This is a genomic window from Micromonospora sp. NPDC050695 (assembly GCF_040654415.1).
Lineage (GTDB): Bacteria > Actinomycetota > Actinomycetes > Mycobacteriales > Micromonosporaceae > Micromonospora.
The window spans coordinates 13,266-40,251 of sequence record NZ_JBFAHZ010000019.1 but is presented as its reverse complement, the minus strand read 5'-3'; the positions used below and the strand labels follow the sequence as shown (position 1 = coordinate 40,251).

Genomic DNA, 26,986 nt, shown 5'->3' with positions numbered 1-26,986 from the left:
GGCGGCCCCACCAGCAGCAAACCAGGTTCCGCCGCCCCTGGGAGGGGCCAGCCGGCGCGCCGTCGACGCGGGGGATTCAGCGGCGGCCACGAGGGTAGACGCAGCCGGGCCGTGGCGATGGCCGCCACCGGCACCCGAGGAGGCCCGATGGCGACCATGCCGGCCGACCGCAGCCCGGACAGCACCCTCGCGCTGCTCCGCGCCGGCTACCGGTTCATCGGCGAACGCTGCGACCGGTACGGCAGCGACGTCTTCCAGACCCGGATCCTGCTCGCGCCGACCATCTGCCTCCGTGGCCGGCCCGCGGCGACGCTGTTCTACGACAACGAGCGCTTCCAGCGGCGCACCGCGATGCCGCTGCGGGTGCAACGGACCCTCACCGGCCGCGGTGGCGTGCAGGGGCTGGACGGGCCGGAGCACTCCGACCGCAAGGCCATGCTCATGTCGATCATGACGCCGACCGCGATCCGGCAGCTCGGTGAACTCTTCGACGAGGAGTGGCGGACCCGGATCCCCGCCTGGGAGGCCGCCGGGCCGGTCCCGCTCTACGACGAGGTGGGCCGCCTGCTGACCCGGGCGGTGTGCGCCTGGGCCGGGGTGCCGCTGGCGACGTCACAGGTGAACCGCCGCGCCATCGACCTGCACGCCATGATCGAGGCCCCCGCGGTGGTCGGCCCCCGGCACTGGCGAGGGCTGCTCGCCCGCCGCCGCGCCGAACGCTGGATCGCCACCATCATCGAGCGGACCCGCCTCGGCCTGCTCCCGGCACCGGCCGGCAGCGCCCTGGCGGTGATCGCCGAGCACCGGGACGCGCGGGGCACGCTGCTCCCCCGCCGGATCGCCGCGGTGGAACTGCTCAACCTGCTGCGGCCGGTGGTCGCCGTCGACCAGTACATCGCCTTCGCCGCGCTCGCCCTGCACGACCACCCCGCCTGGCGGCAGCGGGTCCGCGACGACGACGAGGCGACCGGGCAGTTCGTCCAGGAGGTACGCCGCTACTACCCGTTCTTCCCGATCGCGGCGGCCCGGGTCCGGCGCTCCTTCGACTGGGAGGGCCACCACTTCCCCCGAGGCAGGCGGGTGCTGCTCGACCTCTACGGCACCAACCACCACCCGACCCTCTGGCCACAACCCGAGCTGTTCCGTCCGGAGCGGTTCGCCGGCCGCCGAGCAGACCCGTTCGACCTGATCCCGCAGGGCGGCGGCGACCACTGGGCGGGGCACCGCTGCGCCGGCGAGTGGATCACCATCGACCTGATGAAGCGGGCGGTCACCAACCTGACCACCACCATGAGCTACGACGTCCCCGTCCAGAACCTGGCCCTGGACCTGCACCGGATGCCCGCCCTGCCACCGGTCGGCCTGACCCTCGCCAACATCCGCCGGACCGCCTGACGACCATGCGCCGTCCGCCAGGTCGAGTCGGGGTACGGCGGGACGTCCCGGCCGGCCCGCTGCCGATGACGTACGTGCTGCCGCTGCACTGGCACACCGACGCCGGTCTCGACGAGCTGACCGACTACCTGCGCGGGTTGGCCGAGCACGTCGAGGTGCTCGTGGTCGACGGCTCACCCCCGGACGTCTTCGCCCGGCACGCCGACGCGTGGCGCGGCCTGGTCCGCCACCTTCCGCCCGACCCCACCGCGCGAGGGCTCAACGGCAAGGTCGTCGGAGTACTCACCGGGGTCCGCGCGGCACGCCACGAGCACGTGGTGATCGCCGACGACGACATCCGGTACGACGGGACCGGGCTGCGCGCGGTGCACCGCCTGTTGGACCGGGCCGACCTGGTCCGCCCGCAGAACTACTTCCACCCGCTGCCCTGGCACGCCTGGTGGGACACCGGCCGGACACTGCTCAACCGGGCGCTCGGCGACGACTATCCGGGTACCCTCGCGGTACGCCGCAGCACCTTCCTCGACATGGGCGGGTACGACCCCGACGTCCTCTTCGAGAACCTGGAGATGATCCGCACCGTGCGCGCGTACGGCGGGGTCGAGGTCCGACCGGCCTGGCTGTACGTACGCCGACTGCCGCCCGACGCGGCGCACTTCCGGGGCCAGCGGGTCCGCCAGGCGTACGACGACCTGGCCCAGCCGGCCCGCCTGGTGACCGCGCTCGCGGTCCTGCCGGCGCTGGCGGCGGCGGTCGCGACCCACCGGCGTGGACCGCTGCTCGCCGCGGCGACCGCTGTCGTCGCCCTGGCAGAGGTGGGCCGCCGCCGCGCCGGCGGCAACGCCGTGTTCCCGCCGAGCACCCCGCTGGCCGCCCCGCTCTGGCTGGTGGAGCGCGGCGCCTGCAGCTGGTTGGCGGTCAGCCAGCGGCTCCTGTTCGACGGCGTCCGCTACGGCAACACCCGCATCCGCCAAGCCGCCCACCCCCACGCCCGCCCCAGCCCCCGCGCCCGCGCCCGCGCCCGCGCCCGCGCGATCCTGCACTTTCTGCTGGGACAAAAGCCGCACGGCTCGACAAAATTGCACCAGGAGCCGCACGATCGCGGACGTCGGAGGGGGTGACACGCGACAGCTCGCGGGCACCGGGGACGGTGGCCGCGAGCTGTCGGGTGCGTGGGTCAGGGGCGGGACTGCTGGACGGTGTCCTTCACGTCGTGCGCGGCGGACTTCGAGTCGTCCCGGACGGCGTGCACGGCGTCCTGAGCGGTGGACTTCACCGACTCGGCGGCGTGCTGGGCCGGCTCGCGCAGCTCCTGCTTGAGCTCGCTGGCCACCTCACCCAGCTTCTCCTTCACCGCCCCGCTGTGCTCGCTGACCTTCTCCTTGACCTGGACGGCGGCCTGCTGCTCCCGACGCGAGGCCGGGATCAGCGAGGAGGCCAGCCAGCCCACCCCGAACGCGATCAGGCCGGCGGCGAGGGGGTTGCCCTGGGACTTCTGCCGGATCACCCGCGGCGCGCTGTGCGCGGCGTCGCTGACGGTGGAGGCCGCCGAGTGCGCGGCGTCGCTGACGCTGGAGGCCGCCGACGAGGCGCGGTCGCCCACCGAGTGGGCGGCGTGGCCGGTGCCGTGGCCGAGGTCAGACGCGGTTCCCATGACCTTGTCCCTCACATTCTGCAACGCGGAACGGGCCCGCTGCTTGCGGTCGTCGACGATGCGGCTGGGGCTGACCTTGTACGCCAACGCGTCCACATCGGAGCTGAGGCTGTTGCGGGTGGCTTCGATCTCCCGGCGGATCTGGTCGGGATCGGTGCTCATCGGGTGACTCCCTCCGGGTGCGGCTTGAGCGCGTCGGGGATCCGCTGCACGCTGTCGTTGGTCTGCTTGAGGCCGCGTACGTGCTGGGCGTTCTTCTTGGCCATCGAGTAGAGGACGGCCGCGACCACGGCCCAGATCACGGCCACGATCAACGCGGCCAGGCCGGAGTCCATGACGTTGTCCAAGAACTGCCACACGGCGATGGACACGAACAGCGCCACCATGTAGCCACCGAAGCCGGCACCGCCGAAGAGCCCGGCGGCCTTGCCGGCCTTCTTGCCCTCCTGACGGATCTCCGCCTTGGCCAGCTCCACCTCCTGACGCATCAGCGTCGACAGGTCGCTGGTCACCTGGCGCATCAGCTCACCGAGCGAGCTGCTCTTCACATCCGCCGCGGTGTGCGGGGCACCCGCGTCGGGCCGGTACCCGGAGTCCAACCCGGACCCCTGCGTCGGCATGGTCATGCCGTCGCCTCCCTTCGGATGACTCGGTGGCTCACGGGCGGGTGGTGCCGCTGGACGGCACGCCCGGCAGCGGGTCGGTCTGGCTCACCGGCGGCAGCGGCTGCCCGGTGCCGGTGTGCTCCGGGTGCTCACCCCGGACGGGGTCGGTGTAGCCGCCGGGCGCCGGGTCGGTGTAACCACCGGGCGTCGGGTCTGCGTAGCCACCGGAGGTCGGCGCGGCGTACGTGCCCGGGGTCGGGTCGAGGTGACCGCCCTGCGGGACGGTGTCCGCCTGCGTCGGGATCACCGCGGTCCGCTCCGGGTCGTACGCCCCGGCACCGCGGTAGCTCGGGGACACGCTGCCCGAGTCGTCACCGGCCGCGGAGATGCTGCGGGTCAGCCGCCCGGCCAGCACACCGAGCACGGCGGCGCCGACCAGGAAGGTGCCCGGGTTACGGCGGGCGTAGTCGCGTACCTCGGTGATCAGGTCGCCGGGCTGGCGCTCGTCCAGCCAGCCGGCCACACCGTGCACCCGGTCGGCGGCCTGGCGGGCCAGCTCGCTCACCGGACCGGCCTGGCCACCCTGCTCGGCCATCGAGCGCATCTCGTCGGCCAGCGAACGCAACCCGGTCGCCGCGCGGCGCTGCTGCTCGCCGGCCTGGCTGGTGAGCTGGGTACGCGCCTCGCCGTACAGGTTGCGGGCCTGCCGGGCCGCCTCGCGGCCGACCTCGGTGCCCTGCTCCTTGGCTGTCTGCGCGACCGCGCCACCGGCGTGAGCGGCCTCCGACCCGACCTGGCGGGCCTGCTCGCGGACGCCACCGCCGTTGGTCGACTGCTGTCCGTAGGTGGAAGTCGTAGGTGACAGATCGTAGGTCATGATTTCCCTTCCGCTCGGAAAGTCGTCGCGGTTGTGCTGGGGGGATGTGGCCGCGTCTCCGCGGCCGCCACCACTTCACCTACCCTCCGTTTCCTCTTCCATACCTCTTCGTGCATTTCTCTGCGCCGCCGACCGGATCGACTTCAAAATGGAGGATCGTCGGGCTGCGTCACATCGCCGCCGCGGACAGTGAGGTTCGCAGGGCCGGCAGATCCACGGAGGGGGCAGCGATGGCACGAGACGCGCGAGGTGGCCGGCCGCCCGGCCCGCGACCCCGGGTGCAGGTGGCCGCGCTCGCCGTGGCCGGGGTCTTCCTGCTGATCGGCATCCTCGGCTACATCCCCGGCATCACCACCGACTACGGCGAGTTGACCTTCGCCGGGCATCACTCGGACGCACGGCTGCTCGGGCTGTTCCAGGTGTCGATCCTGCACAACGCGGTGCACCTGCTGTTCGGGCTGGCCGGCCTGGTGCTGGCCCGCAGCGTCGGCGGCGCCCGCGTGTTCCTGGCCGGCGGCGGCGCGATCTACCTCGTCCTCTGGCTGTACGGCCTGGCGATCGAGGCCATCAACCCGGAGGGCGGGGCGAACATCCTGCCGGTCAACGACGCCGACAACTGGTTGCACCTCGCGCTCGGCTTCGGGATGCTCGCGCTCGGGCTGCTGCTCTCCAACCAGGCGGGCACCGGCGGGCGGCTGGACACCCCGGCCGACCGGCCCTGACCTGCCGCTGGGGCGGTTTCGCGGCCGTCGGGGTGTGGGTATCCGGGGGCGATCCGCGAGGGAGGTAACGAGATGCCCCGTTGGTTACGCGACAACGCGCTGACCGTCGCCATGCTGGGCGCGTTCCTGGTCTTCCTGGTGTTGCAGAGCGTCTTCGGCTGGCAGACCCACAACGAGGAGCTGACCGAGTTCGGTGCCGCGCCGCTGAGCTGGCCGGCGTACCTGACCAGCGGCCACTTCGTCGAGGCGGTCTTCGAGAACTGGGAGTCGGAGTTCCTCCAGATGGGCGGGTACGTGCTGCTCACCGCATACCTGGTGCAGCGCGGCTCGGCCGAGTCGAAACCGGTGGACCAGACCGACCGGCCCGAGGACGACGAGCGCCGCGCCACCGCGCAGTCACCCTGGCCGGTACGCGCCGGCGGACTGCCCCTGGTGGTCTACCGCAACAGCCTCTCCCTCGCGCTGCTGCTGATCTTCGCCGGCTCGTTCGTCGGGCACCTGCTCGGCGGCACCGCCGCGTACAACCAGGAACAGGCGTTGCAGAGCGGGGCGCCGCCGATCGGGGTGTGGGAGTTCCTGCGCACCAGCGACTTCTGGTTCCAGTCGATGCAGAACTGGCAGAGCGAGTTCCTCGCGGTGGGCGCCCTCATCCTGCTGAGCATCGTCCTGCGCCAACACGCCTCACCGGAGTCGAAGCCGGTCACCGTATCCCACGCCACCACCGGCGCGTAGACACCCAGGCCCACGCGCCCGACCTGCGCTCAGGCCGCGACCGGGAGCCGCTTGGCGAAACAGACGCTGTACGGGTTGCCCACGTACTCGCCGTAGACCGGGATCGGCTCGTAGCCACACGAGGTGTACAGCCCGATGGCGGCCGGCAGGTACGTGCCCGTCTCCAGGCAGACCACCGAGTGGCCCTGCCGGAACGCGCACTCCTCCAGCGCGGCGAGCAGTTGGCGGGCGATGCCCCGCCCCCGGTACGCCGGCCGGACGTACATCCGCTTGACCTCGCCGGTGGCGGCGTCGAGCGCCTGGAGGCCGCCGCAGGCGACCGCCCGGCCGTTCACCACCACCGCGAGGTAGCGGACGTCGTCATGGGGGACGAACACCTGCCCGTCCAACCCACCGTCGGCCTCACGCAGCTCACGCTGCTGGGCGACGAGCAGAGCGGCGATCTCCGGATCGGTGGCGGGCCGCGACTCGATCAGCATCACCCAACGCTAGGCCGGGTGGATTTCGCGAAGGTTTCCGGCAATCAACCCGATCACGGAGCGCAACCGGCTACTCGGCGTCGTCCTCGTCGTCGATGGGCTCGTCGTCGGACGCGTCCGCACCCACCTCGTCGGCCGACCGCACCCGGCGGGCCTTGCGCGCGGCGAGCCGCTCCGCCGCCGACGCCCGGTTGGACTTCTCCTCCAGCCGGATGTCGGTACCCCGGTTACCGGGCACGAACTCCACACCGGCGAAGAGCGTCGGCTGCCAGTCGAACTCGCGCTCCCCGATACGGACCAGGTCACCGGGCTGCGCGCCGGCCTTGGCGAGCTTGTCCTCGACACCGAGCCGCGCCAGCCGGTCGGCCAGGTAGCCGACCGCCTCGTCGTTGTCGAAGTTGGTCTGCTTGACCCACCGCTCCGGCCGTACGCCACGGACGGTGTACGAGCCGTCCGCCTCGCTCGTGATGGTGAAGCCGTCGTCGTCCACGGCCAGCGGCCGGATCACGATCCGGGTCGGCTCGGCCGGAGGCGCGGCCTTGCGCTCCGCGTCGACCAGCTCGGCCATCGCGTACGTCAGCTCCTTGAGCCCCTCGCGGGTGGCCGCGGAGACCTCGAACACCCGGTAGCCGCGCTCCTCCAGGTCCGGGCGGACGATCTCGGCCAGGTCCCGGCCGTCCGGCACGTCGACCTTGTTCACGGCCACCAGCCGCGGGCGGTCGGTCAGCCCGCCGTACTGGCTCAGCTCGGCCTCGATGGCGTCGATGTCGGCGACCGGGTCACGGCCCGGCTCCAGGGTCGCCGAGTCGATGACGTGCACCAGCACCGCGCAGCGCTCGATGTGCCGCAGGAACTCCAGGCCCAGCCCCTTGCCGGTGGCCGCGCCCGGGATAAGACCCGGCACGTCGGCGACGGTAAAGGTGTGGTTGTCCATCCGGACCACACCGAGGTTGGGCACCAGGGTGGTGAACGGGTAGTCGGCGATCTTCGGCTTCGCCGCGGAGATCACCGAGATCAGCGACGACTTGCCGGCCGACGGGAAGCCCACCAGGCCCACGTCGGCGACGCTCTTGAGCTCCAGCACGATGTCCAACTGGTCGCCGGGCTCCCCCAGCTCGGCGAAGCCCGGAGCCTTGCGCTTGGCGTTGGCCAGCGAGGCGTTGCCCCGCCCGCCGCGCCCGCCGCGGGCCACCTCGAAGGTGGTGCCGGCGCCGACCATGTCGGCCAGTACGGTGCCGTCGGTGGTCTGCACCACCGTGCCGTTGGGCACCTTGAGCACCAGGTTGTGCCCGTTGCCCCCGTCCCGGTTCGACCCGGCGCCGCCCTTGCCGTTGTCGGCCTTGACGTGCGGGTGGAAGTGGAAGTCGAGCAGCGTGGTCACCTGCGGGTCGACCACCAGCGACACGCTGCCGCCGTGCCCGCCGTTACCGCCGTCCGGCCCCCCGAAGGGCTTGAACTTCTCGCGGTGGATCGAGACACAGCCGTGCCCGCCATCGCCGGCCTGCAGGTGCAGAACGACCCGGTCAACGAACGTCGCCACGGTGTGAATCCTTCCAGCGAGGTCGGACCCCGCACGTCGTGAAAAAGGCTAAGCGGGCCGGGACCCGGAGGTCCGCGGCCCGCTTGAGCGAAGAGAACTACTGCTGCGGAACGATGCTGACGGTCTTGCGACCGCGCTTGGTGCCGAACAGGACCGCACCGGCGGACAGCGCGAACAGCGTGTCGTCGCCGCCACGGCCGACCAGGTCACCGGGGTGGAACTTGGTGCCACGCTGCCGGATGAGGATCTCACCGGCGCTGACAACCTGACCACCGAAGCGCTTCACGCCGAGTCGCTGGGCCGCGGAGTCACGACCGTTACGCGAGCTGGACGCACCCTTTTTGTGAGCCATTGGAGGACGACCTACTTCCCGCTGGAGATGCCGGTCACCTTGACCTGGGTCAACGGCTGGCGGTGACCCTGGCGCTTGTGGTAGCCGGTCTTGTTCTTGAACTTGTGGATCCGGATCTTCGGGCCCTTGGTGTGCGCGGCGATCTCGCCGGACACCGCGACCTCGGCAAGCTTCGCCGCGTCGGTCACCAGGTCGTCACCGTCGACGAGGAGCACCGCGGTGAGCTTCACCGCGTCACCGGGGGCACCGGTGAGCTTCTCGACCTCGATCACGTCGCCCTCGGCGACCTTGTACTGCTTGCCGCCGGTCTTGACGATCGCGTACATCGGAGGCGGACTCCCTGTCGTTGAGGCTGCTGGCGGTCGTCCCCGTGGCGGCTCGCCGGGTAGTAGTGCACGGCGGCGTGGGCACACGGGAACTCGGCACACCAAAAGTGCGCCGCAGGCAAGAGTACGCCATCGCCCGCCCGGACCCCAAACCGGCCCGCCCTGGTCAGCGGGCGCAGAGCTGGTCGAGGCGCTGCTGGAGCCGGTCGAGTTCGGTCTCGTCGATCGACTCGACGTCGGCGCCGAGCGCGGCGACCTCGGTGCCGATGTCGGTGAGCAACGTCTTGAGCTGCGGATCGGCCGTCAGCGCCGACTGCTCCCGCAGCGCGGTCCGCCAGCCGGCCAGCGCCGCCTCGGCCCGCTCACGGGCCGCCTCGGCGGTGCCGCTGTCCCCCGCGCCCACCGCCGCGATCATCCGGCCCAACTCCGCCACGTACGTCTGGACGGCCGCGGTGCCGGCCTCCCGCGCGGCGACGCAGACCTGGGCGGCGTTGCCGGCCGCCGCCCCGCCGCCCACGGGCGTGCTGGTCGACCCGACCGGGGCACCCCCGGGCGTCGCCCCGCTGGTCGGACCGGACGGGCTCTCGCCGGTGGCGCAGCCGGACCCGACGGAGAGCGCGGCGACCAGCACGGTGACGGCGAGCAGACGACGCATCTTCTTCTCCTGACCGAAAGGTGGCCGGACCGGTGAGGTCCCTCCCCCGTCACATTGCCGGGGAAGGGACCTCGTCAAACACTGGGCCGGTCAGGCCGTCAGGGGCGGGTCCGCCGCCGGGCGCCACCCCGGCGGGAGCGGCGCCGGCCCGCGCCGCCCTCGGTGCTCTCCTCGTCGGAGTCACCGTCGGCGAGCGCATCCGGGTCGTCCGCCGCGGCCAGCCGGGCGGACTCGCCCTGCTGACTGTCGGAGACGGCCGGCGCGGCGGCGCTGTCCGACTCGTAGCGGGACAGGTCGTAGCCCATGGTGTCGACGTAGTCGGCGTCCGGCTCGGCGGTGGTGTCGGTGTCGGTGTCGGTGTCGGTGTCGGTGTCGGTGATCTCGACCACCGTCTTCTCTGCCGACGCGCTCTTGCGGGCGCGGCGGCGGGACGACGCGGTGCCCTGCTCGGCGGACGGGGTGGCGGCGGCGACCGACGAGGCGACCGCCTTGACCTTCTCCCCCGCCCCACCGGTACGCGGCTTCTCCGGCACCGGCTCGGTGTGGATGATGACGCCCCGGCCCTTGCAGCACTCGCAGGTCTCGCTGAACGCCTCCAGCAGGCCCGCGCCGATCCGCTTACGGGTCATCTGCACCAGGCCGAGCGAGGTGATCTCGGTGACCTGGTGCTTGGTGCGGTCCCGTCCCAGGCACTCGGTCAGCCGGCGCAGCACCAGCTCACGGTTGGACTCGAGCACCATGTCGATGAAGTCGATCACCACGATGCCGCCGATGTCCCGCAGCCGCAGCTGACGGACGATCTCCTCGGCCGCCTCCAGGTTGTTGCGGGTGACCGTCTCCTCCAGGTTGCCCCCGGAGCCGGTGTACTTGCCGGTGTTGACATCGACCACCGTCATCGCCTCGGTGCGATCGATCACCAGCGAGCCACCGGAGGGCAGGAAGACCTTGCGGTCCAGGCCCTTGATGATCTGCTCGTCGATCCGGTACTCGGCGAAGACGTCGCTCGTGCCGACGTGCCGACGCACCCGGTCGACCAGGTCCGGGGAGACGTGCGACAGGTACGACTCGACGATGTCGTACGACTGCTCGCCCTCGATCACCAGCTCGCGGAAGTCCTCGTTGAACAGGTCCCGGACGACCCGGATGACCAGGTCGGGCTCCTCGTAGAGCAGCACCGGCGCGCCACCCTCGGCGGCCTTGGCCTGGATGTCCTCCCACTGCGCCTGGAGCCGCTTGACGTCCCGGGCCAGTTCGTCCTCGCTGGCACCCTCGGCGGCCGTCCGGACGATCACGCCCGCGCCGTCCGGGACCAGCTTCTTGAGCACGTCGCGCAGTCGCTTGCGCTCGGTGTCCGGCAGCTTCCGGCTGATCCCGGAGGCGTTGCCGTTGGGCACGTAGACCAGGTGCCGGCCGGACAGCGCGATGTGGCTGGTCAGTCGGGCGCCCTTGTGCCCGATCGGGTCCTTGGTGACCTGGACCAGCACCGAGTCGCCGGAGCGCAACGCCTGCTCGATCGAGCGGGCGCGCCCCTCCAGGCCGGAGGTGTCCCAGTTGACCTCACCGGCGTACAGGACCGCGTTGCGGCCCCGGCCGACGTCGACGAACGCCGCCTCCATGCTCGGCAGCACGTTCTGCACCTTGCCCAGGTACACGTTGCCGGCCATCGTGCCGGAGGAGTTGCGGGTGACGTAGTGCTCGACCAGCACGCCGTCCTCCAGGACGGCGATCTGGGTGCGGTCACCGCGCTGACGGACCGCCATCACCCGGTCGACCGCCTCCCGGCGCGCCAGGAACTCCGACTCGCTGAGGATCGGCGGACGCGTACGCCGCTGCTCCCGGCCGTCCCGGCGGCGCTGGCGCTTGGCCTCCAACCGGGTCGAGCCGGAGACGCCCTGCACCTCGTCGACGGTCTTGCGCGGCTCGCGGATCTTGACGACGGTCGGTACGCCGTCGTCGGCGGCACCCTCCGTGTCGCCCGCGCCCCGGCGACGACGACGCCGACGACGACGGGTCATCCCGTCTCCGCCCTCGGACTCCTCGTCCTCGTCGCCCTCGGCCTCCGCCTCGACGGTCTCCTCGTCCTCGGCCTGCGCCGCCTCCTCGGACTCCTCGTCCTCGGCGTCCTCGGCACCGCCCTTGCCCCGACCGCGACCACGGCGTCCACGGCGGCGGCGACGACGCGCGGCCGCGCTGTCCTCGTCGTCCTCATCCGCCTCGGTGGCCTCGTCGGCCTCGTCGGTCGGCTCCTCCTCGGCCTCGATCGCCTCGACCGGCTCCACCGGCTCGACGTCGCGGCGACCGCGCCGGCGACGGCGGGACGGCTCGGCCTCCACGGCCGGCTCCTCGGCGACCGGGGCGGGCTCCGCCGGCCGGGTCACCGGGACGGCGTCCGGCTGCGGCGCCATGAACAGCACGGTGGGCGCGGTGAGCGCCGCGCGACGGCGGCGGGTACGTGGCTGCTCCGGCTCGATGACCTCGGTCGGCTCGACCGGCTCATCCGACACCGCGGCCACGGCCACGCCCGGCGGCACCTCGCCGGACCGCTCCTGCGCACCGCTGGTCCGGGTCGTCTCGGCGTCGGTCCCGCTCGGCGCGAGGGTGGCCTCGTTCAGCTCGGCCTCCGCCTCCCGCAGGTCGGACTCCGCCGGCGTCTCCGCGGCCTCGTCCTCGACGGCGGGCGGCTCCTCGACGGCCGGCGGCTCCTCGACGACGGCCGGCGTGGTCTTCTTCCGCCGGGTACGGGTCACCTTGACCGGAGGAACGACCTCGGCGGAGGCAGGTTCCGCGCTGGCCGCGACCAGCGGCTCCTCGGCGGTCGTCTCGACGGGGGTCGCCTTGCGGCGGCGCCGGGGGGTCTTCGGGGCGACGTCCAGGTCACCGGAGACCGGTGCGAAGACCTCCGCCTGCGGCGACTCGACGGCGCCAGCCCCGCCGGTGGACGCCTCCACGGGCGCCTCGGCCTGCTCCGGCTGGTTGAGCGGGGCGGCCCGTCGCCGGGTGGCCCGGGTACGCCGCGCCGGTGCGGCGGGCTCAGCGGCCTCCGCCCCGGACGGCTCGGCGGCCCCCGCCCCGGACGGCTCGGCACCGGCGGCCGCAGTCGGGTTCGCGACGGCGGGGCCGTCGGGGGTGGCGCTCTGGTCGGCGGTCTCACCGGCCGGCTGTGAACCGGTCCGTTCGCCGCCCTCGGGCTCGTTCTCGAGCATGGACGTTCTCCAGTTCTGGCTAGCCCGGGCGCGGGTGAGCGCTGCCACGCAGGGTCGCCGCAAAAGTGTTTCCGCCGGGCGCGCGTGGTGCGCGACCGCCGAAGTCTGCCTGCCAGAGCACTGACCGTCGGTCAGAGCCCAACGATGGCTGCCCCGCCGCGGTCCGCATCCAACGGATCCACGATCGCACCCTGCGCGGTCAGCGTGCCCTGAGCCAGCCGGGTCACCCTCGGCGAGACCGGCGGCTCCAGGTCGGCCACCACGCGGAGGCCGGAAAGGACGTCATCGGGCCGTACGGACGGGGTGACCTGTCGTACGACCAGTTCGAGTATCGCACACGGGACGGCCGGCGCCCCGGAAGGCGTCGGCGCTGGGGCAAGGACATCGATCGATATCACGGCCGCGCGGGCATCGAAGGTACGTCGGCCCTGCTTGGTCATCCGCTCCACCAGCACCTCGTCGGCGGCGGTGAAGGCGTCCACGGCGGCGCGCAGCACGGCGTGGTCGACCTCGGGCAACTCGATGTGCCAGTGCGAGGCCTCGATCCGGTCCGGCAGGCTCCCCCCGTCGGCGATCACAGCGTCCAGCACGTCCAGGCCGGACGAGAGCGCGGCGTCCAACGCGGCCCGCAACTCCTGCGGGTCGACCGGCGCCTGGAGGCCGATCTCCAGGTACTCGGCCTCGCTGGCGACGCCGGTGGGCGCGGCACTGGCGTAGGAGATCTTCGGGTGCGGCGTGAAACCCTGGGAGAAGGCGATCGGCACGGCGGCCCGACGCAGCGCACGCTCGAAGGCCCGGGCGAAGTCCCGGTGCGAGGTGAACCGCAGTGGTCCGCGCTTGGCGTACCGGATGCGGACGCGCTGGACGACCGGTGCCTGGCCGCCCTCGGGTTGAGGCTTTCTGGCGATCGTGGGCTCCTCGGGTGTACCTGCGTGTCCGCCCATCCTGGCGCAGGGCTCGTGACGGTGCGCAACCGGGGGCGGCGGGACCGGGCCGATGAACCGGCGCAAACCGGTCAGCGGGGTCGTGTCGGCCCGCCAGAACGTCGAGGGCCGGCCGGCGACCCCGCAGGTCACCGGCCGGCCACGGACGATCGGAGCCGGGCTACCGCTCCCGCGGCGGGGCAGGCGGCGTCGCACCGGGCGGGGTGTACCCCGCCGGCGGGGCGTAACCGGGCGGTGGGGCGTAACCGGGCGGTGGGGCGTAGCCGGGCGGTGGGGCGTAGCCGGGCGGTGGGGCGTACCCGGACGGTGGGTCGTACCCGGCGGGAGATGCCCTGTCGAGCAGGTCGTCCGGGATGTCGGTCGACAGCGCCGCCTCACGGCGGTAGCGGCGGCGGTTCCACATCAGGAAGACCGCCAGCCCCAGCAGCAGCACCAGCACCACGGCGATGCCGATGCCGACCACCATGACCTGCTGATCCGTCGGGCCACCGCGGTCACCGTGCTGGGTGACGTCGAACTCGTCGTCGGCCGCCGCGGTGCCACCCGGCGCCGAGGGCGGTGCGGCGCCCGGGGCCAGCAGGGGGTTACCCGCGGCCTGCGGCACGTTCGCGCTCAGCGCCCGCACCGGATCGATCAGGCCGAAGCCGTACTGCGGATCCCGGCCGGCCGGACCGGCGTCCCGGGCGGTCCGGATGATCCGGTTGATCACGTTGGGGGCGTCGAGGTTCGGATACTTCGCCCGGATCAGCGCGGCGACGCCGGAAACGATCGCGGCCGAGTCGGAGGTGCCGTCACCCCAGCCGTAACCCTGGTTGGGGCCCGCGTTGTAGACACCGTCCCCGGGTGCGGCGACCACCGCCTCGGGCCCCTTGGCCGACCCGGACCAGAAGGCGCCACCCCGCGTCGTGCCGGTGACGGCGAGAACGCCGGGAACGTTTGCGGGAGCCGCCACGTCCACGTCACCCTTGGAGAGGTTGCCGGCGGCGACCACCACCACGACGTCGCGGTCCAGGGCGTAGCTGATGGCGCTCGCCTCCTCCGGAGTGACCGCCGACGGCTTGCCCTGGGACACGTTGATCACCTTGGCGCCGCCGTCCACGGCCATCCGGATGCCGAGAGCGATCGCGCTCTCGTCGTACGGCGGGTTCTTACCCGCGTAGAGCTTGATGGGCAGGATCCGCGCGTCGGGGGCGATGCCGTCCACACCGTCGCTGCTGGCGTTCGTCGCCGCGATGATGCCGGCCATGTGCGTGCCGTGCCCGTCCTCGTCAGCCCGCCCGTCACCGCTGGCACCGTAGCTGCGGCCACCGGCGAGCACCCGACCCCGCAGGTCCGGGTGGGTGGCGTCGACGCCGCTGTCGACCACGGCCACGACCACACCCCGGCCGGTCGACAGTTTGTGCGCCTGGTCGATCCGGAGCTCGTCCAGATACCACTGTTCGGTCCGCCGGGGCGCGGCGGCCGCCGGTTGGGCGACCCCCAGCACCAGGAGCCCCGCCAGCACACAGGCCGTGATCGGCCGGCGTGCCGCGCCGTCAACCCTCATCCGTCCGTCCTCATCGCAGGATGCCCGGGGACGCACCGTCACCGGGGCCCCACGGATCGTCGTCCTCAGTCAACCACGACGAGTGCTCGGAGCCCGTAGCGCCACCACCGTGCCCGGCACCACCCGCGCCGCCCATCATGCCGCCGCCCATCATGCCGGCACCGCCCCGCGCTCCGCCCGCCATTCCGGCGCCGCCGGCACCACCGGCCGCGGTGCGCAACGCGTTCGCCGCGCTCGTCATCGGCGGCACCTTGCCGTTACCGCCACCCACCATGCCGGGGATGCCACCCACGCCGATCCCGCCGGCCGCGCCCAGGCCGCCGCCACCGGCACCGATTCCGCCGGCCGCACCGACGCCGCCGCCGGCACCGAACCCGCCGCCGGCGCCACCCAGGCCGGCGCTTCCGACCCCCGAGCCGCCCAGGCCGCCGCCGTACCCGCTGCCGAGGCCGCCCGGCCCGGCGCCGGCCAGGCCGCTGCTGTAGTCCTCGTCGCCACTCGGGTAGCCCGAGCCGGTGGACGGCGGGTTGAACGGGTCGGAGCCGGTGGGCGAGGGGCCGCCGGGACCACCGGTGGTGGGCGGGGAGAACGGGCCCACGCTGGAGGTGGGACCGTTGCCGGTGTCGCTGACGCCGGGCGGCCTGCTGCCGATGTCCGGGTTGCCACCGATGTCGACGTTGCCGTTCCCACCGATGTCACCCGTGTCGGTGCGGCCCTTCGGCGGCGTCCGGTCGTCGGGCCGGTAGACGTCCGTGTTGGTCCCCGGGTCCTGCACGACCAGCTTGGGACGTTCGGTGTACACCGCCTTGGGCAGCGGCGACATCGCCGTGTTGGCCGCCTGCTGATTGTCCCGGTACCAGTTGTCCAGGTGGGACTTGGTGTCCCACCAGCCGCCGCGCTTCTGGTCGCCGGCCTGCCCGTCGACCTTCATGGTCGCTTCCAGGTCGTCGGCCTTGTCGCGGAACGCGCCGTCGGCGTACGATCCCGGGTTGCTCTGGTAATCCTGTCGCAGCGCGGCGAGGAACCCCGACGTGCTCTCGCCGTCGCGGGAGTCGTCGAGCTCGGTGCCGTTGGGCAGGCTCCACTCGTTCCAGCCGAAGTCGTCCATCAGCGGGATCGGGATCGTGGCGACCGCCCTGCGGATGTCACCCTCGATCCGCGTCAGCGCGCCGCTGACGTTGCTCGCGTCGGTGATCAGATCCTCGATCTGCTTGCCGATCTCGCCCAGGTGCTCGCGGTACGCGTCGCCGCCACTGCCCTTCCACCCGGCGAGCATCGCGGGCAGCCCGCCGACGTGCGGGCGCTCCTGACCGGTCGCGATCGGGCCGACGAACGACCGGCCGACCAGCGCGTCGCGCAGATAGCCCAGGCCGGCGGAGAGGTTGCTCCACCCCGCACCGACCGAGCCGACCGTCTCCGGGTCTGCGGAGAGCGTCACCTCGCGGACGCACCGCTCCCAGGTTCCTCCAGCCATGCCGTCCCCCTCAGGCCGTGTACGGGTACGTGGGTGCGCCGCCGGCCGTGGGCGGCGGCGCCGCGGCGTCCAGAAGCCGCTCGATCTCCTTGCCGTTGGCGGCGTTGCGCGCCTCGGCGTCCCGGAACGCCTTGGCGATGTCCTCGGTGCCCTGCTTGAGCGCGGCGAGCCGCTGGGAGAGCGTCGTGAGGTGCGCCTCCATGTTGGCCGTGGACTTGGTCAGCGCCTGCCACTGCATCCGGGCATCCTCGAAGGCGCCGAAGGGGGTGCCGTTCGGGACGGTCTGGGCCTTGTTGCTGTCGCCCTTCATCCGCTCCTTGACGCGCTCCATCTCGTAACGGATGGTGTCGTCGACGTACTGCTTGAGGCGCTCGACGTAGGTCGCCGCCGCGTCCAGGTCCTCGACGCTGACGTGCAGATCGCCGGTGTTCGGCGGCGGAATGTCCCCCATGCGATTCCTCCCCGTTCCCGACCCGCCGGGTCGGTCCATGTCAAACGCAGCGTATCGAGTGTGACCACATCGAGGCAGCCCTCGCCACCGTCAATCGTAGCCACCGGTGTCGATGTCAGCGACGCAGTTGCGGGACCAGCAGTGCGATACCGAGCCCCACCAGGGCCAACGGACCCAGGAGAACGGCCACGCCGCTCCAGGCCGACTCGCTCCGTACCGCCTGGACGACCTCCAGGACCACCAGACCCACGAGGATCACGGCGACCACCGAGAGCATCACCACCAGCACACGGGCCTTGTCAGGACTCATCGCCCGTCCTCCCCCGCGGCACCAACGACATCGGATCGGCGAGGAAGGTGTCGACGTCGACGCCCCCGAGCCGCAGCCCGGACATGATCTCGGAGCGGCGCTGGTCGGCCAGCGCCTCGGCGGCGCGGACCGCCTCCACCACCGCCTCGCCGAGCGTGCTGTTGTCCACCGTCCGGTGGGCCCGCGCGGCGACGGAGATGTCCAGCAGCTCCTTCGCGCCGGACACCGTGGCGGTCACCAGGCCGTCCGCGGCGGTACCGACGAACTCCTCCCGGGCCAGTCGACCGGTCTCGCTGGTGGCCGTCTCCAGCAGTGCCGTCATCTCCGTGACCAGCTGCGCGAGGTCGGCCCTCCTCATCGGAGCCCCCGCGTCGCGTCGTGCCACACCGTCAGCGGGTCCGGCGCACCGGCGTCCCAGTCGACCGGTTCCGCCGCGACGTCGTCGAGGCTGGCCCGGATGCTCTGCGCCATGGCGAGCCGGGCCGCGGTCACCGCCTGGCGGCAGTGCGTGCCCAGGAGGTCGGCGGGCAGGTCCCGGACGGCCCGTGCGCTGATCCGTACGTCCGTCACCCCGCCCGCCCCGTCGACGACGGCCGCGACCGTCCCGGTCTCGTCGAACCCCTCGTACGTCCGCTCCCGGGCCTCGGTCACCAACGCGACGAGGTCCCGGGTGGCCTCCTCGGCCCGCCGCAACGCGGGCTCGTACGCCTCGGTGCGGGTCACCTCCCGGACGGAGTCGACGGCCCTACGGTAGGCATCACTCATCACTGCTCCGTTCGTCGGATGTCAGGTGCCCGGTACGACGATCTCCTTGTTCCAGCTCTCCGGGTCGCTGACGATCTCCCGGTAGCGGTCCCCGATGCGGGCGCTCTCGGCGTCGACCTTGTCCCCGGTCAGCTCGAATCCCCGCTTGAGCTGGGCCACCGCGGTGCCGATCGCGCTGTTCGCGCCGCGCATGGCCTGCATCAGACCGACGATCGCCATGATGATGCCGGTCACGAACGCGGCCCAGCTGCCGATGATCGCCCATTTGAAGGCGGGGCCGGCCGGGCCGGCGGCGTTGGCGGCGATGCAGCCGACGATGGCGAGGCCGGTGCCCACCGACCAGGCCCAGAAGAGCGTCTCGAGGCCGTCCGCGACGCCGTTGCAGCCGGCGGAGGCCGTGATGGCCAGTTCCTTGAGCGCGTCCAGCGGCTCGACCACGTTGGTGGTGAGGAAGCTCTTGAAGACCTCGGCGCCGCCGCCCTTCCACAGGCCGTCGACCTCGCCGTTGAGCCGGGACAGCCGGCCGGCCAGCGACGAGAACTCCTCGGCGAGGCCGGTCCACTTGTCGTCGGCCTCCTGGAACGGCGCCCAGCTGCGGATGTTCATGACGGCGATCGGGCTGACGAAGGCCATCGCCAGGGCCCCCGCGCCGGACGGCTCGGCGGCCACCGCGAGTGTCCCGCCCAGCGCGATGATGACCGCATCCAGGCCGATCGTGCGCGCCGTGTCGACGCCGGATACCACGTTGTCGTCCATAACAGCTGCCCCCGTGTGCTGTCGAAGAAGAGGAGCGGGCCCGGTCGCCCGGACCGCGCTCAGTCCAGAGCCGTGTCGAACGACTGACCGTGCCGCTGCTCCATCGTCTTGTAGTGCTCGACGACCCGGCCGAGCCCCTGTGCGACCTCGGCGAGCGCGGCGGCGAGCGCGGACACGGCCTGCGTCGTCGTCTCGTGCATGTCGGCGTACGCGGCGGAGAAGCCGGCGTCGAACGCGGGCGCGGCACCGGAGGGCAGCCGCAGGTACTCGATCGTGGGGAGCACACCGGACCGCAGCGACTCCGCCGTCTCCGACATCTCGGAGACGAGTTCGCCGAGCTTGCCGGTGTTCATGGAGACTCCGGACACCACGCCTCCCTCCGTGAACGCCGGTCACCCACCGGGCGTGGGCCCGGCGGGTGACGTGTCGGCTATGGAGGGTAGCGGTTCACCGCCACCCGGCGCTGCCCGGCGGCTCTGCGGCCACCAGACGGTCAGGCGGTCAGGCGGGGTTGCCGGCCGACGGGACCTTCATGCCGTTGCCGCCCAGCGGGGTGAGCGGGAGCAGCTTGCGACCGGTCGGGCCGATCTGGATCTCGGTGTCCATCGACGGGCAGACGCCGCAGTCGAAGCACGGCGTCCACCGGCAGTCGTCCTGCTCGAACTCGCTGAGCGAGTCCTGCCAGTCCTGCCAGAGCCAGTCCTTGTCCAGGCCCGAGTCCAGGTGGTCCCAGGGAAGGACCTCCAGCTCGTCGCGCCGACGGGTGGTGTACCAGTCGAGGTCCACCCCGTACGCGGGCAACGTCTCGGCCGCCGCGTCCACCCAGCGCTGGTACGAGAAGTGCTCGCTCCAGCCGTCGAACCGGCCGCCGTTCTCCCACACCTTGCGGATCACCGAGCCGACCCGACGGTCGCCCCGGGAGAGCAGTCCCTCGATCAGCGAGGGCTCGCCGTCGTGGTAGCGGTAGCCGATGGCCCGGCCCAGCGAGCGGTCCGAGTTGATCGCCTGCTTGAGGATCTTGAGTCGGTGGTCGATGACCTCCGGACGCTCCATCGGGGCCCACTGGAACGGGGTGTGCGGCTTCGGCACGAACCCGCCGATGGAGACGGTGCAGCGGATCTCCTTGGACCCGGTCGCGGCCCGACCTGCCTTGATCACCTCGTGGGCCATGTCCGCGATCTCGAGGACGTCCTCGTCGGTCTCGGTGGGCAGGCCGCACATGAAGTAGAGCTTCACCTGCCGCCAGCCGTTGCTGTACGCGGTGACGACGGTGCGGATCAGGTCTTCCTTCGACACCATCTTGTTGATGACCTTGCGGATCCGCTCCGAGCCGCCCTCCGGGGCGAAGGTCAGACCGGTGCGCCGTCCGTTGCGGGACAACTCCTGGGCGAGGTCGATGTTGAACGCGTCCACCCGGGTCGACGGCAGCGACAGCGAGACGTTGGTGCCCTCGTACTGCTGGGCCAGGCCCGAGCACATGTCACCGATCTCGGAGTGGTCCGCCGAGGAGAGCGACAGCAGGCCCACCTCGGAGAAGCCGGAGAACTCCAGGCCCTCGCGCACCATCTGCCCGACGGTCGTGATCGACCGCTCCCGCACCGGCCGGGTGATCATGCCGGCCTGGCAGAACCGGCATCCCCGGGTGCAGCCCCGGAAGATCTCCACCGCGTACCGCTCGTGCACCGTCTCGGCCAGCGGCACGAGGGGCTTCTTCGGGTACGGCCAGGCGTCCAGGTCCATCGTCGTGCGCTTGTGCACCCGGAACGGCACGTCCGCCCGGTTCGGCACGACCCGCTGGATGCGCCCGTCGGGCAGGTAGTCGACGTCGTAGAAGCGCGGCACGTACACGCTCTCGGTGCGGGCCAGCCGCAGCAGCAGCTCGTCGCGGCCACCCGGGGAGCCTTCGGCCTTCCACTCCCGGACGATCGCGGTGATCTCCAGGACCGCCTCCTCACCGTCGCCGAGCACCGCGGCGTCGATGAAGTCGGCGATCGGCTCCGGGTTGAACGCGGCATGCCCGCCAGCCACGATCACCGGGTCGGCGTCGGTGCGGTCGGCGGCCAGCATCGGGATGCCGGCCAGGTCGATCGCGGTGAGCATGTTGGTGTAACCCAGCTCGGTGGAGAACGAGATGCCGAACACGTCGAAGTCGCGGACCGACCGGTGCGCGTCGACGGTGAACTGCGGCACGCCGTGCGTGCGCATCAGGCTCTCCAGGTCCGGCCAGACCGCGTACGTCCGCTCGGCGAGCGTGTCGGGCAGCTCGTTGAGCACCTCGTACAGGATCTGCACACCCTGGTTGGGCAGGCCCACCTCGTACGCGTCGGGATACATCAGCGCCCAGCGCACGGTCGCCGCGTCCCAGTCCTTGACCACCGCGCCCAACTCGCCACCGACGTACTGGATGGGCTTGGAAACCTGAGGGAGCAGCGGCTCCAGCCGGGGCCAGACCGACGGCTCCAGGTCGCGGCGCGGCGTCAGACGCTCCGAGCTGGAGTCGTCGCTCGAATTGGTCGCGGCCGCGCGCGGCGTCGTGGACGGGGCACTCATGATGCCCAAGGGTACGCGCCCACCCGCCGGTGACCGCGCGCACGCCCGGTCTGCGGTGGTGGCGGCGCGGTATTAACCTCGGACCGGCGCGAGAGGAGATTGCCGCGATGCCGGAGCCCCAGCCGGGAGCACGGCCGGCCGACGGGAGCACCCCGGGCGCGGAGCCGGAGCGGGACCGGGCGGTCGCCGACGAGCCGACCTCCCCACCCGTACCCTCGGACCAGCCGGACCCCTCGGACCTGCCGCAACCCTCGGACCAGCCGGACCTCTCGGACCAGCCCGAACCGGAGGGCTCGCCCGCCGCTGAGCAGCGCACGGCCGCTGAGCAGGACACGGCCGTCGAGCAGCGCACGGCCGTCGAGCAGGACACGGCCGTCGAGCAGGACACGGCCGCGACCGCGGAGGCTCCCGCGCCCAGGTGGAGTGGTTCCGCGCCGGTGCCTCCCCTGCTGCCGCGCCGGCGGACCTGGGGCGCGTCGAGCGAGTCGACTCCGCCGCCACCCGTGCCCCACGAGCCTCCGGAGCACCGCACCCCGGTCGACCCGTGGGCCGGCGTGGACACCGGCGGCTGGGACCTGCCGTCCGCCGAGTTGCCCCCACTGCCCCCGACATTGCCCTACCCCACGCCGCCGGCGACCCGGCAGTGGTCCGGTCCGCCCGCTCCGTCGATCGGTTCGCACCCGGTGTCGCCACCGGCCGCGCGGCCGGTCCCGCCGGCCCGGCCGATGTCGCCCGCGCCGCCGCCGGCCCGGCCGATGTCACCGCCCGCGCCGGCCCCCGTACCGAAGCAGCGTCGGGGCCGGCGCTCCGCGGCGCCACCGGGCTGGCAGGCCCCCAAGGGGTACGTGCCGGTCCCGGTTCGGCGTCGACGCCGCTGGCCGTGGCTGCTGCTGCTCACGCTGGCGTGCTGCTGCGGCTGCCCCGCCTACTACGGGTTCCCGATCTCGGCCCAGTACCCGGTCCGCGCGGCTCTGCCCGAGCAGGTGGAGGACCTCAGCCTGCGGCAGGACAACCGCAGCGCCGACACCGCCCGGCAGTTGGAGAGCGAGGTACGCCAGCAGCACTGGCTGGCCGAGGACACCTTCGCCGGCGTCTACTCCACGACCAGCGGCAAGCGGGTGACGGTCTTCGGCGGCACCGGCTTCCGCCTGAGCCCGGAGTCGGACGCGGAGGCCGAGATCAGTCGGCTCACCGACCGGTACGCGCTGGACGCCCCCGAAACCGTGGACACCGGTGTGCGCGGCAGGCACGAGCGCTGCGCGGTCGGCCGGGCGGACGGCAGCGACGTGGTGGTCTGCACCTCGGTCGACCACGGCAGCATCGCCACCGGCGTGTTCACCCGGCTCTCGGTCGCCGACAGCGCCGCCCTGCTGGCCACCCTGCGCGCCCAGATCGTCCAGCCCGAACGGGGCTGAGGTGGCGCCGTCGGCGTGCCGGCGGTTGCTCCGGCCGACGGATGACACGGTGCCGGCGGTTGCTCCTGCTGACCGATGACACGGTGCCGGCTCATGGGGCGCAGCCGACCGGCGGCGACGTGCATGGCGGGCCGCTAGGCGGGCGTTGCCGCCGCGGGGTCAGGCGTCGCGGGTGGGGTCCGGGTGGGCGCGCGGCGGGGCGTAGCGGGGCACGTACTCCTGGCCGGTGAGCTTCTGGATCTCGCTCATCATCTCGTCGGTCATCTGCCGCAGCGAGGTGCGGTCGTCGGGCCGGCCGCTGAAGTCCAGCGGTTTGCCGAACCGGACCGTGATCTTGGCGGTGCCGGGGCGGGGCACCCGGGCCCCGATCGGCTGTGCCTTGTCCGTGCCGATCATGCCGACCGGGATGATCGGCACGCCGGCGGCGATGGCCAGCCGGGCCGCCCCGGTCCGACCCCGGTAGAGCTTGCCGTCCGGGGAGCGGGTGCCCTCCGGGTAGACCACCACCAGGTCGCCGCCCTTGAGCGCCGGGATCGCCGCGTCGAACGCGGACAGCGCGGCCCGCCCACCGGCCCGCTCGACCGGAATCGCGCCCAGGCCGGTGAGGACGAACTTCGAGATCGCGCCCTTCACGCCGGTGCCCTTGAAGTACTCCGACTTCGCCCAGAACGCCAGGTGCCGGGGCACGACCGTGCCGAGGAACAGTTCGTCGGCCACCGAGAGGTGGTTGCCGGCGAAGATCGCTCCGCCGGTCTCCGGCACGTGTTCCAGACCCTCCACGGTCGGGCGGAACGCCAACCGCAGCGTGGGCGCCACGGTCAACTTGCCGATGGTGTAGAGCAGGGGCACTGGTCCTCCGGCGGTCGTGCGGATTCAGGCGGTGTCACGGTAGCGGACGCCCTCACGCTCCCCCCGATGGAGGTGGCGAGGGCGCCCGCCCCGGTACGTCACACCCGGCGGACGGTGACCGTCACGCCCTCGCCCTCGCCCACCTCGCCGGCGAAGCCGTCGAGGCCCTCGGCGAAGTCCACCGAGTCGGCCAGCACCTCCCCGGACACGAAGTCGATGTACGCGGCCACCGCCGCGCGCACCTCCTCGGAGGCCGACACCGACACCACGATCCGGTCCGAGACGTCCAGGTCGGCGTCCCGGCGGGCCTGCTGCACGACCCGCACCACGTCCCGGGCCAGCCCCTCGGCGGCCAGTTCCGGGGTGACCTCGGTGTCCAGCACCACCACGCCCTCACCGCCGGGCAGCGGCGCGGAGTGCTCGGCGTCGGCGGCGACCAGGCGCAACTCGTACTCGCCCTCGGCCAGGGTGACGCCGGCGGCCACCGGGGCGCCGTCGACCAGCTCCCAGTCGCCCGCCTTGACCGCCTTGATCACCTGCTGCACCTGCTTGCCGACCCGCGGGCCGAGAGCCCGGGGCACCACGGTCAGCACCTGCTCGCAGTACGCGGCCAGCTCCGCGCTGAACTCCACGGCCTTCACGTTGACCTCGTCGGCGACCAGGTCGGCGAACGGACGCAGCTGCTCCGCCGCCGGCGAGGCGACGGTCAGCTTCGACAGCGGCAGCCGCACCCGCAGACCCTTGGCCTTGCGCAGCGACAGCGCCGCCGAGGCGACCGCCCGGGTGGCGTCCATCGCGGCGACCAGGTCGTGGTCGGCCGGGAACTCGCTCGCCTCCGGCCAGTCGGTCAGGTGCACCGAACGCTCCCCGGTGAGCCCGCGCCAGATCTCCTCCGCGGTCAGCGGCGCCAGCGGAGCCACCACCCGGCACAGCGTCTCCAGCACGGTCGACAGGGTGTCGAACGCGTTGGCGTCACCGGACCAGAACCGGTCCCGGGAGCGGCGCACGTACCAGTTGGTCAGCGCGTCCAGGTAGGAGCGGACGGTGGCGCAGGCGCCGGAGATGTCGTACGCCTCCATCTGCGCGCCGACCGTCGACACCAGCTCGTTGGTCTTCGCCAGCACGTAGCGGTCGAGCAGGTGCGTGGAGTCCGTGCGGCGGCGGGCGGTGTAGCCGTCGGCGTTGGCGTACAGCGAGAAGAAGTACCAGACGTTCCACAGCGGTAGCAGCACCTGCCGGACGGCGTCGCGGATCCCCGCCTCGGTGACCGCCATGTCGCCGCCGCGCAGCACCGGCGAGGACATCAGCATCCAGCGCATCGCGTCCGAGCCGTACGCGTCGAAGACGTGGTAGACGTCCGGGTAGTTGCGCAGGCTCTTGGACATCTTGCGGCCGTCCGAGCCGAGCAGGATGCCGTGGCTGAGGCAGTTGCGGAACGCCGGCCGGTCGAACAGCGCGGTGGCCAGCACGTGCATCGTGTAGAACCAGCCGCGGGTCTGCCCGATGTACTCGACGATGAAGTCACCCGGGTAGTGGTGCTCGAACCAGTCCGCGTTCTCGAACGGGTAGTGCACCTGGGCGAACGGCATCGACCCGGACTCGAACCAGCAGTCCAGCACCTCCGGCACCCGACGCATCATCGACTGGCCGGTCGGGTCGTCCGGGTTGGGGCGGACCAGGTCGTCCACCGCCGGCCGGTGCAGGTCGCTCAGGCGTACGCCGAAGTCCCGCTCGATGTCGGCCAGCGAGCCGTAGACGTCCAGGCGCGGGTAGTTCGGGTCGTCGGACTTCCACACCGGGATCGGGGAGCCCCAGAACCGGTTCCGGCTGATCGACCAGTCGCGGGCGTTGGCCAGCCACTTGCCGAACGAGCCGTCCTTGATGTGGCCGGGCGTCCAGTTGATCTCCTGGTTCAGCTCGACCATCCGGTCCCGGAACTGGGTCACCGCGACGAACCACGAGGACACCGCCTTGTAGACCAGCGGGGTGTCGCAGCGCCAGCAGTGCGGGTACGAGTGGGTGTAGGTGTCCTGCTTGAGCACCACCCCCCGCTCCTTCAGCTCCCGGATCACCGGCTTGTTGACGTCGAAGACCTGCTCACCCTGGTACGGCGGGACCAGCGCGGTGAACCGGGTGTGGTCGTCCACGGTGACGATGGTGGGGATGCCGGCGGCGTTGCAGACGTTCTGGTCGTCCTCACCGAACGCCGGGGCGAGGTGCACGATCCCGGTGCCGTCCTCGGTGGTGACGAACTCCGCGCCGAGCACCTGGTAGGCGTTGTCCCCGGCCTGCTCGACGAGGAAGTCGAACAGCGGCGTGTAGCGGCGGCCGACCAGGTCGCGGCCGTACACCGTGCCGACCTGCTCGTACCCGTCCAGTTCCTTGGCGTACGCGGACAGCCGCGCCGCGCCGACGACGTAGCGCTCCCCGCTGCCCTCGCGGTCGGGGGAACCCCGGTGCTCCAGCACCGCGTACTCGATGTCCGGGCCGACGGCGAGCGCCAGGTTCGACGGCAGGGTCCACGGCGTGGTCGTCCAGACGCCCAGCCTGACCGGCCCGCGCACCAGCTCCGGGGCGGACTCGTCGGCGGTCAGCCCGAACCACACCGACAGCGTCGGGTCGTGCCGGTCCCGGTAGACGTCGTCCATCCGGGTCTCGGTGTTCGACAGGGGGGTCTCACACCGCCAGCAGTACGCCAGCACCCGGAAGCCCTCGTAGATCAGACCCTTGTCGTGCAGGGTCTTGAAGGCCCACATGACGCTTTCCATGTAGTCCAGGTCGAGGGTCTTGTAGTCGTTGGCGAAGTCGACCCAGCGGGCCTGCCGGTTGATGTACCGCTCCCAGTCCTGGGTGAACTCCAGCACCGAGGTGCGGCAGGCCTCGTTGAACCGGGCCACGCCCAGGTCGATGATCTCCGCCTTGCTGGTGATGCCGAGCTGCTTCTCGGCCACCACCTCGGCGGGCAGGCCGTGGCAGTCCCAGCCGAAGCGCCGCTCGACGTGCCGCCCGCGCATGGTCTGGTAGCGCGGCACCACGTCCTTGACGTACCCGGTGAACAGGTGGCCGTAGTGCGGCAGGCCGTTGGCGAACGGCGGGCCGTCGTAGAAGACGTACTCGTTCTTGCCGTCGTCACCGGCGGGACGGGCCTCGACGGAGGCTTCGAAGGTCTTGTCGGCCGTCCAGTGCTCCAGCACCCGGCGCTCGACCGCGGGCAGGTCCGGGCTCGCCGGGACACCGGCGGCGGTCGGGTCGTGCAACGGATAGGCCATCGGGGGTCGCTCTCCTCATGCAGCTCACGCAACGTGGGTCTGCGAGGACGAACCATCCGGGGTACGCCTCGAACGGCGCTCCCGGTGGCCCGCGGTACCACCCCGCTTGGCGGTCAG

At 72.2% G+C, this 26,986-nt stretch carries 26 protein-coding genes; 5 read left to right on the top strand and 21 right to left on the bottom strand.

All coding sequences use genetic code 11. The features are described 5' to 3' along the window. Positions 1-147: 147 nt before the first annotated feature. Complete coding sequence (locus AB0H52_RS16940; protein WP_151488719.1) at positions 148-1,395, top strand: cytochrome P450; 1,248 nt, start codon at positions 148-150, stop codon at positions 1,393-1,395. 5 nt (positions 1,396-1,400) lie between these two features. Continuing rightward, positions 1,401-2,516, top strand: coding sequence for a glycosyltransferase (locus tag AB0H52_RS16935; protein WP_357948366.1), 1,116 nt, complete (start codon positions 1,401-1,403; stop codon positions 2,514-2,516). A gap of 56 nt (positions 2,517-2,572) precedes the next feature. Here the strand turns inward: AB0H52_RS16935 and AB0H52_RS16930 are convergent, their stop codons facing one another. Genes AB0H52_RS16930 through AB0H52_RS16920 form a run of 3 tightly spaced genes read right to left on the bottom strand, consistent with a single transcriptional unit; the run spans position 2,573 to position 4,531 of the window. Beyond that, complete coding sequence (locus AB0H52_RS16930; RefSeq protein ID WP_151492481.1) at positions 2,573-3,211, bottom strand: DUF3618 domain-containing protein; 639 nt, start codon at positions 3,209-3,211, stop codon at positions 2,573-2,575. Continuing rightward, on the bottom strand, positions 3,208-3,675 hold the full coding sequence (locus AB0H52_RS16925; RefSeq protein ID WP_151492480.1) for a phage holin family protein: 468 nt from the start codon (positions 3,673-3,675) through the stop codon (positions 3,208-3,210). Before AB0H52_RS16925 ends, AB0H52_RS16930 begins: the two co-directional genes overlap by 4 nt. A 31-nt stretch (positions 3,676-3,706) precedes the next feature. Continuing rightward, entirely contained in the window at positions 3,707-4,531 is an 825-nt protein-coding gene (locus AB0H52_RS16920; RefSeq protein ID WP_151492479.1) for a hypothetical protein, read from the bottom strand. A gap of 230 nt (positions 4,532-4,761) precedes the next feature. Here AB0H52_RS16920 and AB0H52_RS16915 point away from each other — a divergent pair, with 230 nt between their 5' ends. Then, positions 4,762-5,253 carry a DUF4383 domain-containing protein gene (locus AB0H52_RS16915; protein WP_151492478.1) on the top strand — a complete coding sequence of 164 codons (492 nt, stop codon included), beginning with the start codon at positions 4,762-4,764 and terminating at the stop codon, positions 5,251-5,253. 72 nt (positions 5,254-5,325) lie between these two features. Continuing rightward, the gene (locus AB0H52_RS16910) at positions 5,326-5,985 is read left to right on the top strand and encodes a DUF6766 family protein (protein ID WP_151492477.1); all 660 of its coding nucleotides are present in this window, start codon (positions 5,326-5,328) and stop codon (positions 5,983-5,985) included. Positions 5,986-6,014: 29 nt separating this feature from the next. Here the strand turns inward: AB0H52_RS16910 and AB0H52_RS16905 are convergent, their stop codons facing one another. The 16 genes from AB0H52_RS16905 to AB0H52_RS16830 form a co-directional block, all read right to left on the bottom strand. Next, a complete protein-coding gene (locus tag AB0H52_RS16905; RefSeq protein ID WP_151492476.1) occupies positions 6,015-6,464 on the bottom strand; it encodes a GNAT family N-acetyltransferase in 450 nt (149 codons plus the stop codon). A 70-nt stretch (positions 6,465-6,534) separates the two neighbouring features. Further along, positions 6,535-8,004 carry a GTPase ObgE gene (gene obgE / locus AB0H52_RS16900; protein WP_151492475.1) on the bottom strand — a complete coding sequence of 490 codons (1,470 nt, stop codon included), beginning with the start codon at positions 8,002-8,004 and terminating at the stop codon, positions 6,535-6,537. 97 nt (positions 8,005-8,101) lie between these two features. Then, complete coding sequence (gene rpmA / locus AB0H52_RS16895; protein WP_074313740.1) at positions 8,102-8,356, bottom strand: 50S ribosomal protein L27; 255 nt, start codon at positions 8,354-8,356, stop codon at positions 8,102-8,104. Between the two features lie 11 nt (positions 8,357-8,367). Beyond that, entirely contained in the window at positions 8,368-8,682 is a 315-nt protein-coding gene (rplU, locus tag AB0H52_RS16890) for a 50S ribosomal protein L21 (RefSeq protein WP_007464063.1), read from the bottom strand. A gap of 166 nt (positions 8,683-8,848) precedes the next feature. Beyond that, positions 8,849-9,337: a hypothetical protein gene (locus AB0H52_RS16885; RefSeq protein ID WP_278121334.1), complete on the bottom strand. Its 489-nt coding sequence runs from the start codon at positions 9,335-9,337 to the stop codon at positions 8,849-8,851. A 98-nt stretch (positions 9,338-9,435) separates the two neighbouring features. Next, on the bottom strand, positions 9,436-12,540 hold the full coding sequence (locus tag AB0H52_RS16880; RefSeq protein ID WP_357948359.1) for an Rne/Rng family ribonuclease: 3,105 nt from the start codon (positions 12,538-12,540) through the stop codon (positions 9,436-9,438). Between the two features lie 131 nt (positions 12,541-12,671). Then, positions 12,672-13,484 (bottom strand): TIGR03936 family radical SAM-associated protein, encoded by an 813-nt coding sequence (locus tag AB0H52_RS16875; RefSeq protein WP_357948356.1) that lies wholly within the window; start codon positions 13,482-13,484, stop codon positions 12,672-12,674. A 160-nt stretch (positions 13,485-13,644) separates the two neighbouring features. Beyond that, positions 13,645-15,030 (bottom strand): type VII secretion-associated serine protease mycosin, encoded by a 1,386-nt coding sequence (mycP, locus tag AB0H52_RS16870; protein WP_357948353.1) that lies wholly within the window; start codon positions 15,028-15,030, stop codon positions 13,645-13,647. 10 nt (positions 15,031-15,040) lie between these two features. After that, positions 15,041-16,504, bottom strand: a complete 1,464-nt coding sequence (locus tag AB0H52_RS16865; RefSeq protein WP_151492881.1) for a hypothetical protein — start codon at positions 16,502-16,504, stop codon at positions 15,041-15,043. Positions 16,505-16,514: 10 nt separating this feature from the next. After that, positions 16,515-16,955 carry a hypothetical protein gene (locus AB0H52_RS16860; protein WP_151492882.1) on the bottom strand — a complete coding sequence of 147 codons (441 nt, stop codon included), beginning with the start codon at positions 16,953-16,955 and terminating at the stop codon, positions 16,515-16,517. 115 nt (positions 16,956-17,070) lie between these two features. Then, positions 17,071-17,265, bottom strand: coding sequence for a hypothetical protein (locus tag AB0H52_RS16855; protein ID WP_151492883.1), 195 nt, complete (start codon positions 17,263-17,265; stop codon positions 17,071-17,073). Then, positions 17,255-17,623: a YbaB/EbfC family nucleoid-associated protein gene (locus tag AB0H52_RS16850; RefSeq protein WP_357948349.1), complete on the bottom strand. Its 369-nt coding sequence runs from the start codon at positions 17,621-17,623 to the stop codon at positions 17,255-17,257. The genes AB0H52_RS16855 and AB0H52_RS16850 overlap by 11 nt, the downstream gene beginning before the upstream one ends. Further along, positions 17,620-18,030, bottom strand: coding sequence for a YbaB/EbfC family nucleoid-associated protein (locus AB0H52_RS16845; RefSeq protein ID WP_151492885.1), 411 nt, complete (start codon positions 18,028-18,030; stop codon positions 17,620-17,622). The genes AB0H52_RS16850 and AB0H52_RS16845 overlap by 4 nt, the downstream gene beginning before the upstream one ends. A gap of 21 nt (positions 18,031-18,051) precedes the next feature. Then, entirely contained in the window at positions 18,052-18,786 is a 735-nt protein-coding gene (locus tag AB0H52_RS16840; RefSeq protein WP_357948345.1) for a hypothetical protein, read from the bottom strand. A gap of 59 nt (positions 18,787-18,845) precedes the next feature. Then, on the bottom strand, positions 18,846-19,154 hold the full coding sequence (locus AB0H52_RS16835) for a hypothetical protein (RefSeq protein WP_151492887.1): 309 nt from the start codon (positions 19,152-19,154) through the stop codon (positions 18,846-18,848). A 133-nt stretch (positions 19,155-19,287) separates the two neighbouring features. Then, a complete protein-coding gene (locus AB0H52_RS16830; RefSeq protein ID WP_357948342.1) occupies positions 19,288-21,336 on the bottom strand; it encodes a TIGR03960 family B12-binding radical SAM protein in 2,049 nt (682 codons plus the stop codon). 107 nt (positions 21,337-21,443) lie between these two features. Here AB0H52_RS16830 and AB0H52_RS16825 point away from each other — a divergent pair, with 107 nt between their 5' ends. Next, positions 21,444-22,751, top strand: a complete 1,308-nt coding sequence (locus AB0H52_RS16825; RefSeq protein ID WP_357948339.1) for a hypothetical protein — start codon at positions 21,444-21,446, stop codon at positions 22,749-22,751. Positions 22,752-22,910: 159 nt separating this feature from the next. On the opposite strand, the gene AB0H52_RS16820 is transcribed toward AB0H52_RS16825, so the two are convergent. Beyond that, positions 22,911-23,600, bottom strand: a complete 690-nt coding sequence (locus AB0H52_RS16820; protein WP_357948336.1) for a lysophospholipid acyltransferase family protein — start codon at positions 23,598-23,600, stop codon at positions 22,911-22,913. 98 nt (positions 23,601-23,698) lie between these two features. After that, positions 23,699-26,869, bottom strand: a complete 3,171-nt coding sequence (ileS, locus tag AB0H52_RS16815) for an isoleucine--tRNA ligase (protein ID WP_357948333.1) — start codon at positions 26,867-26,869, stop codon at positions 23,699-23,701. Positions 26,870-26,986: the final 117 nt, after the last annotated feature.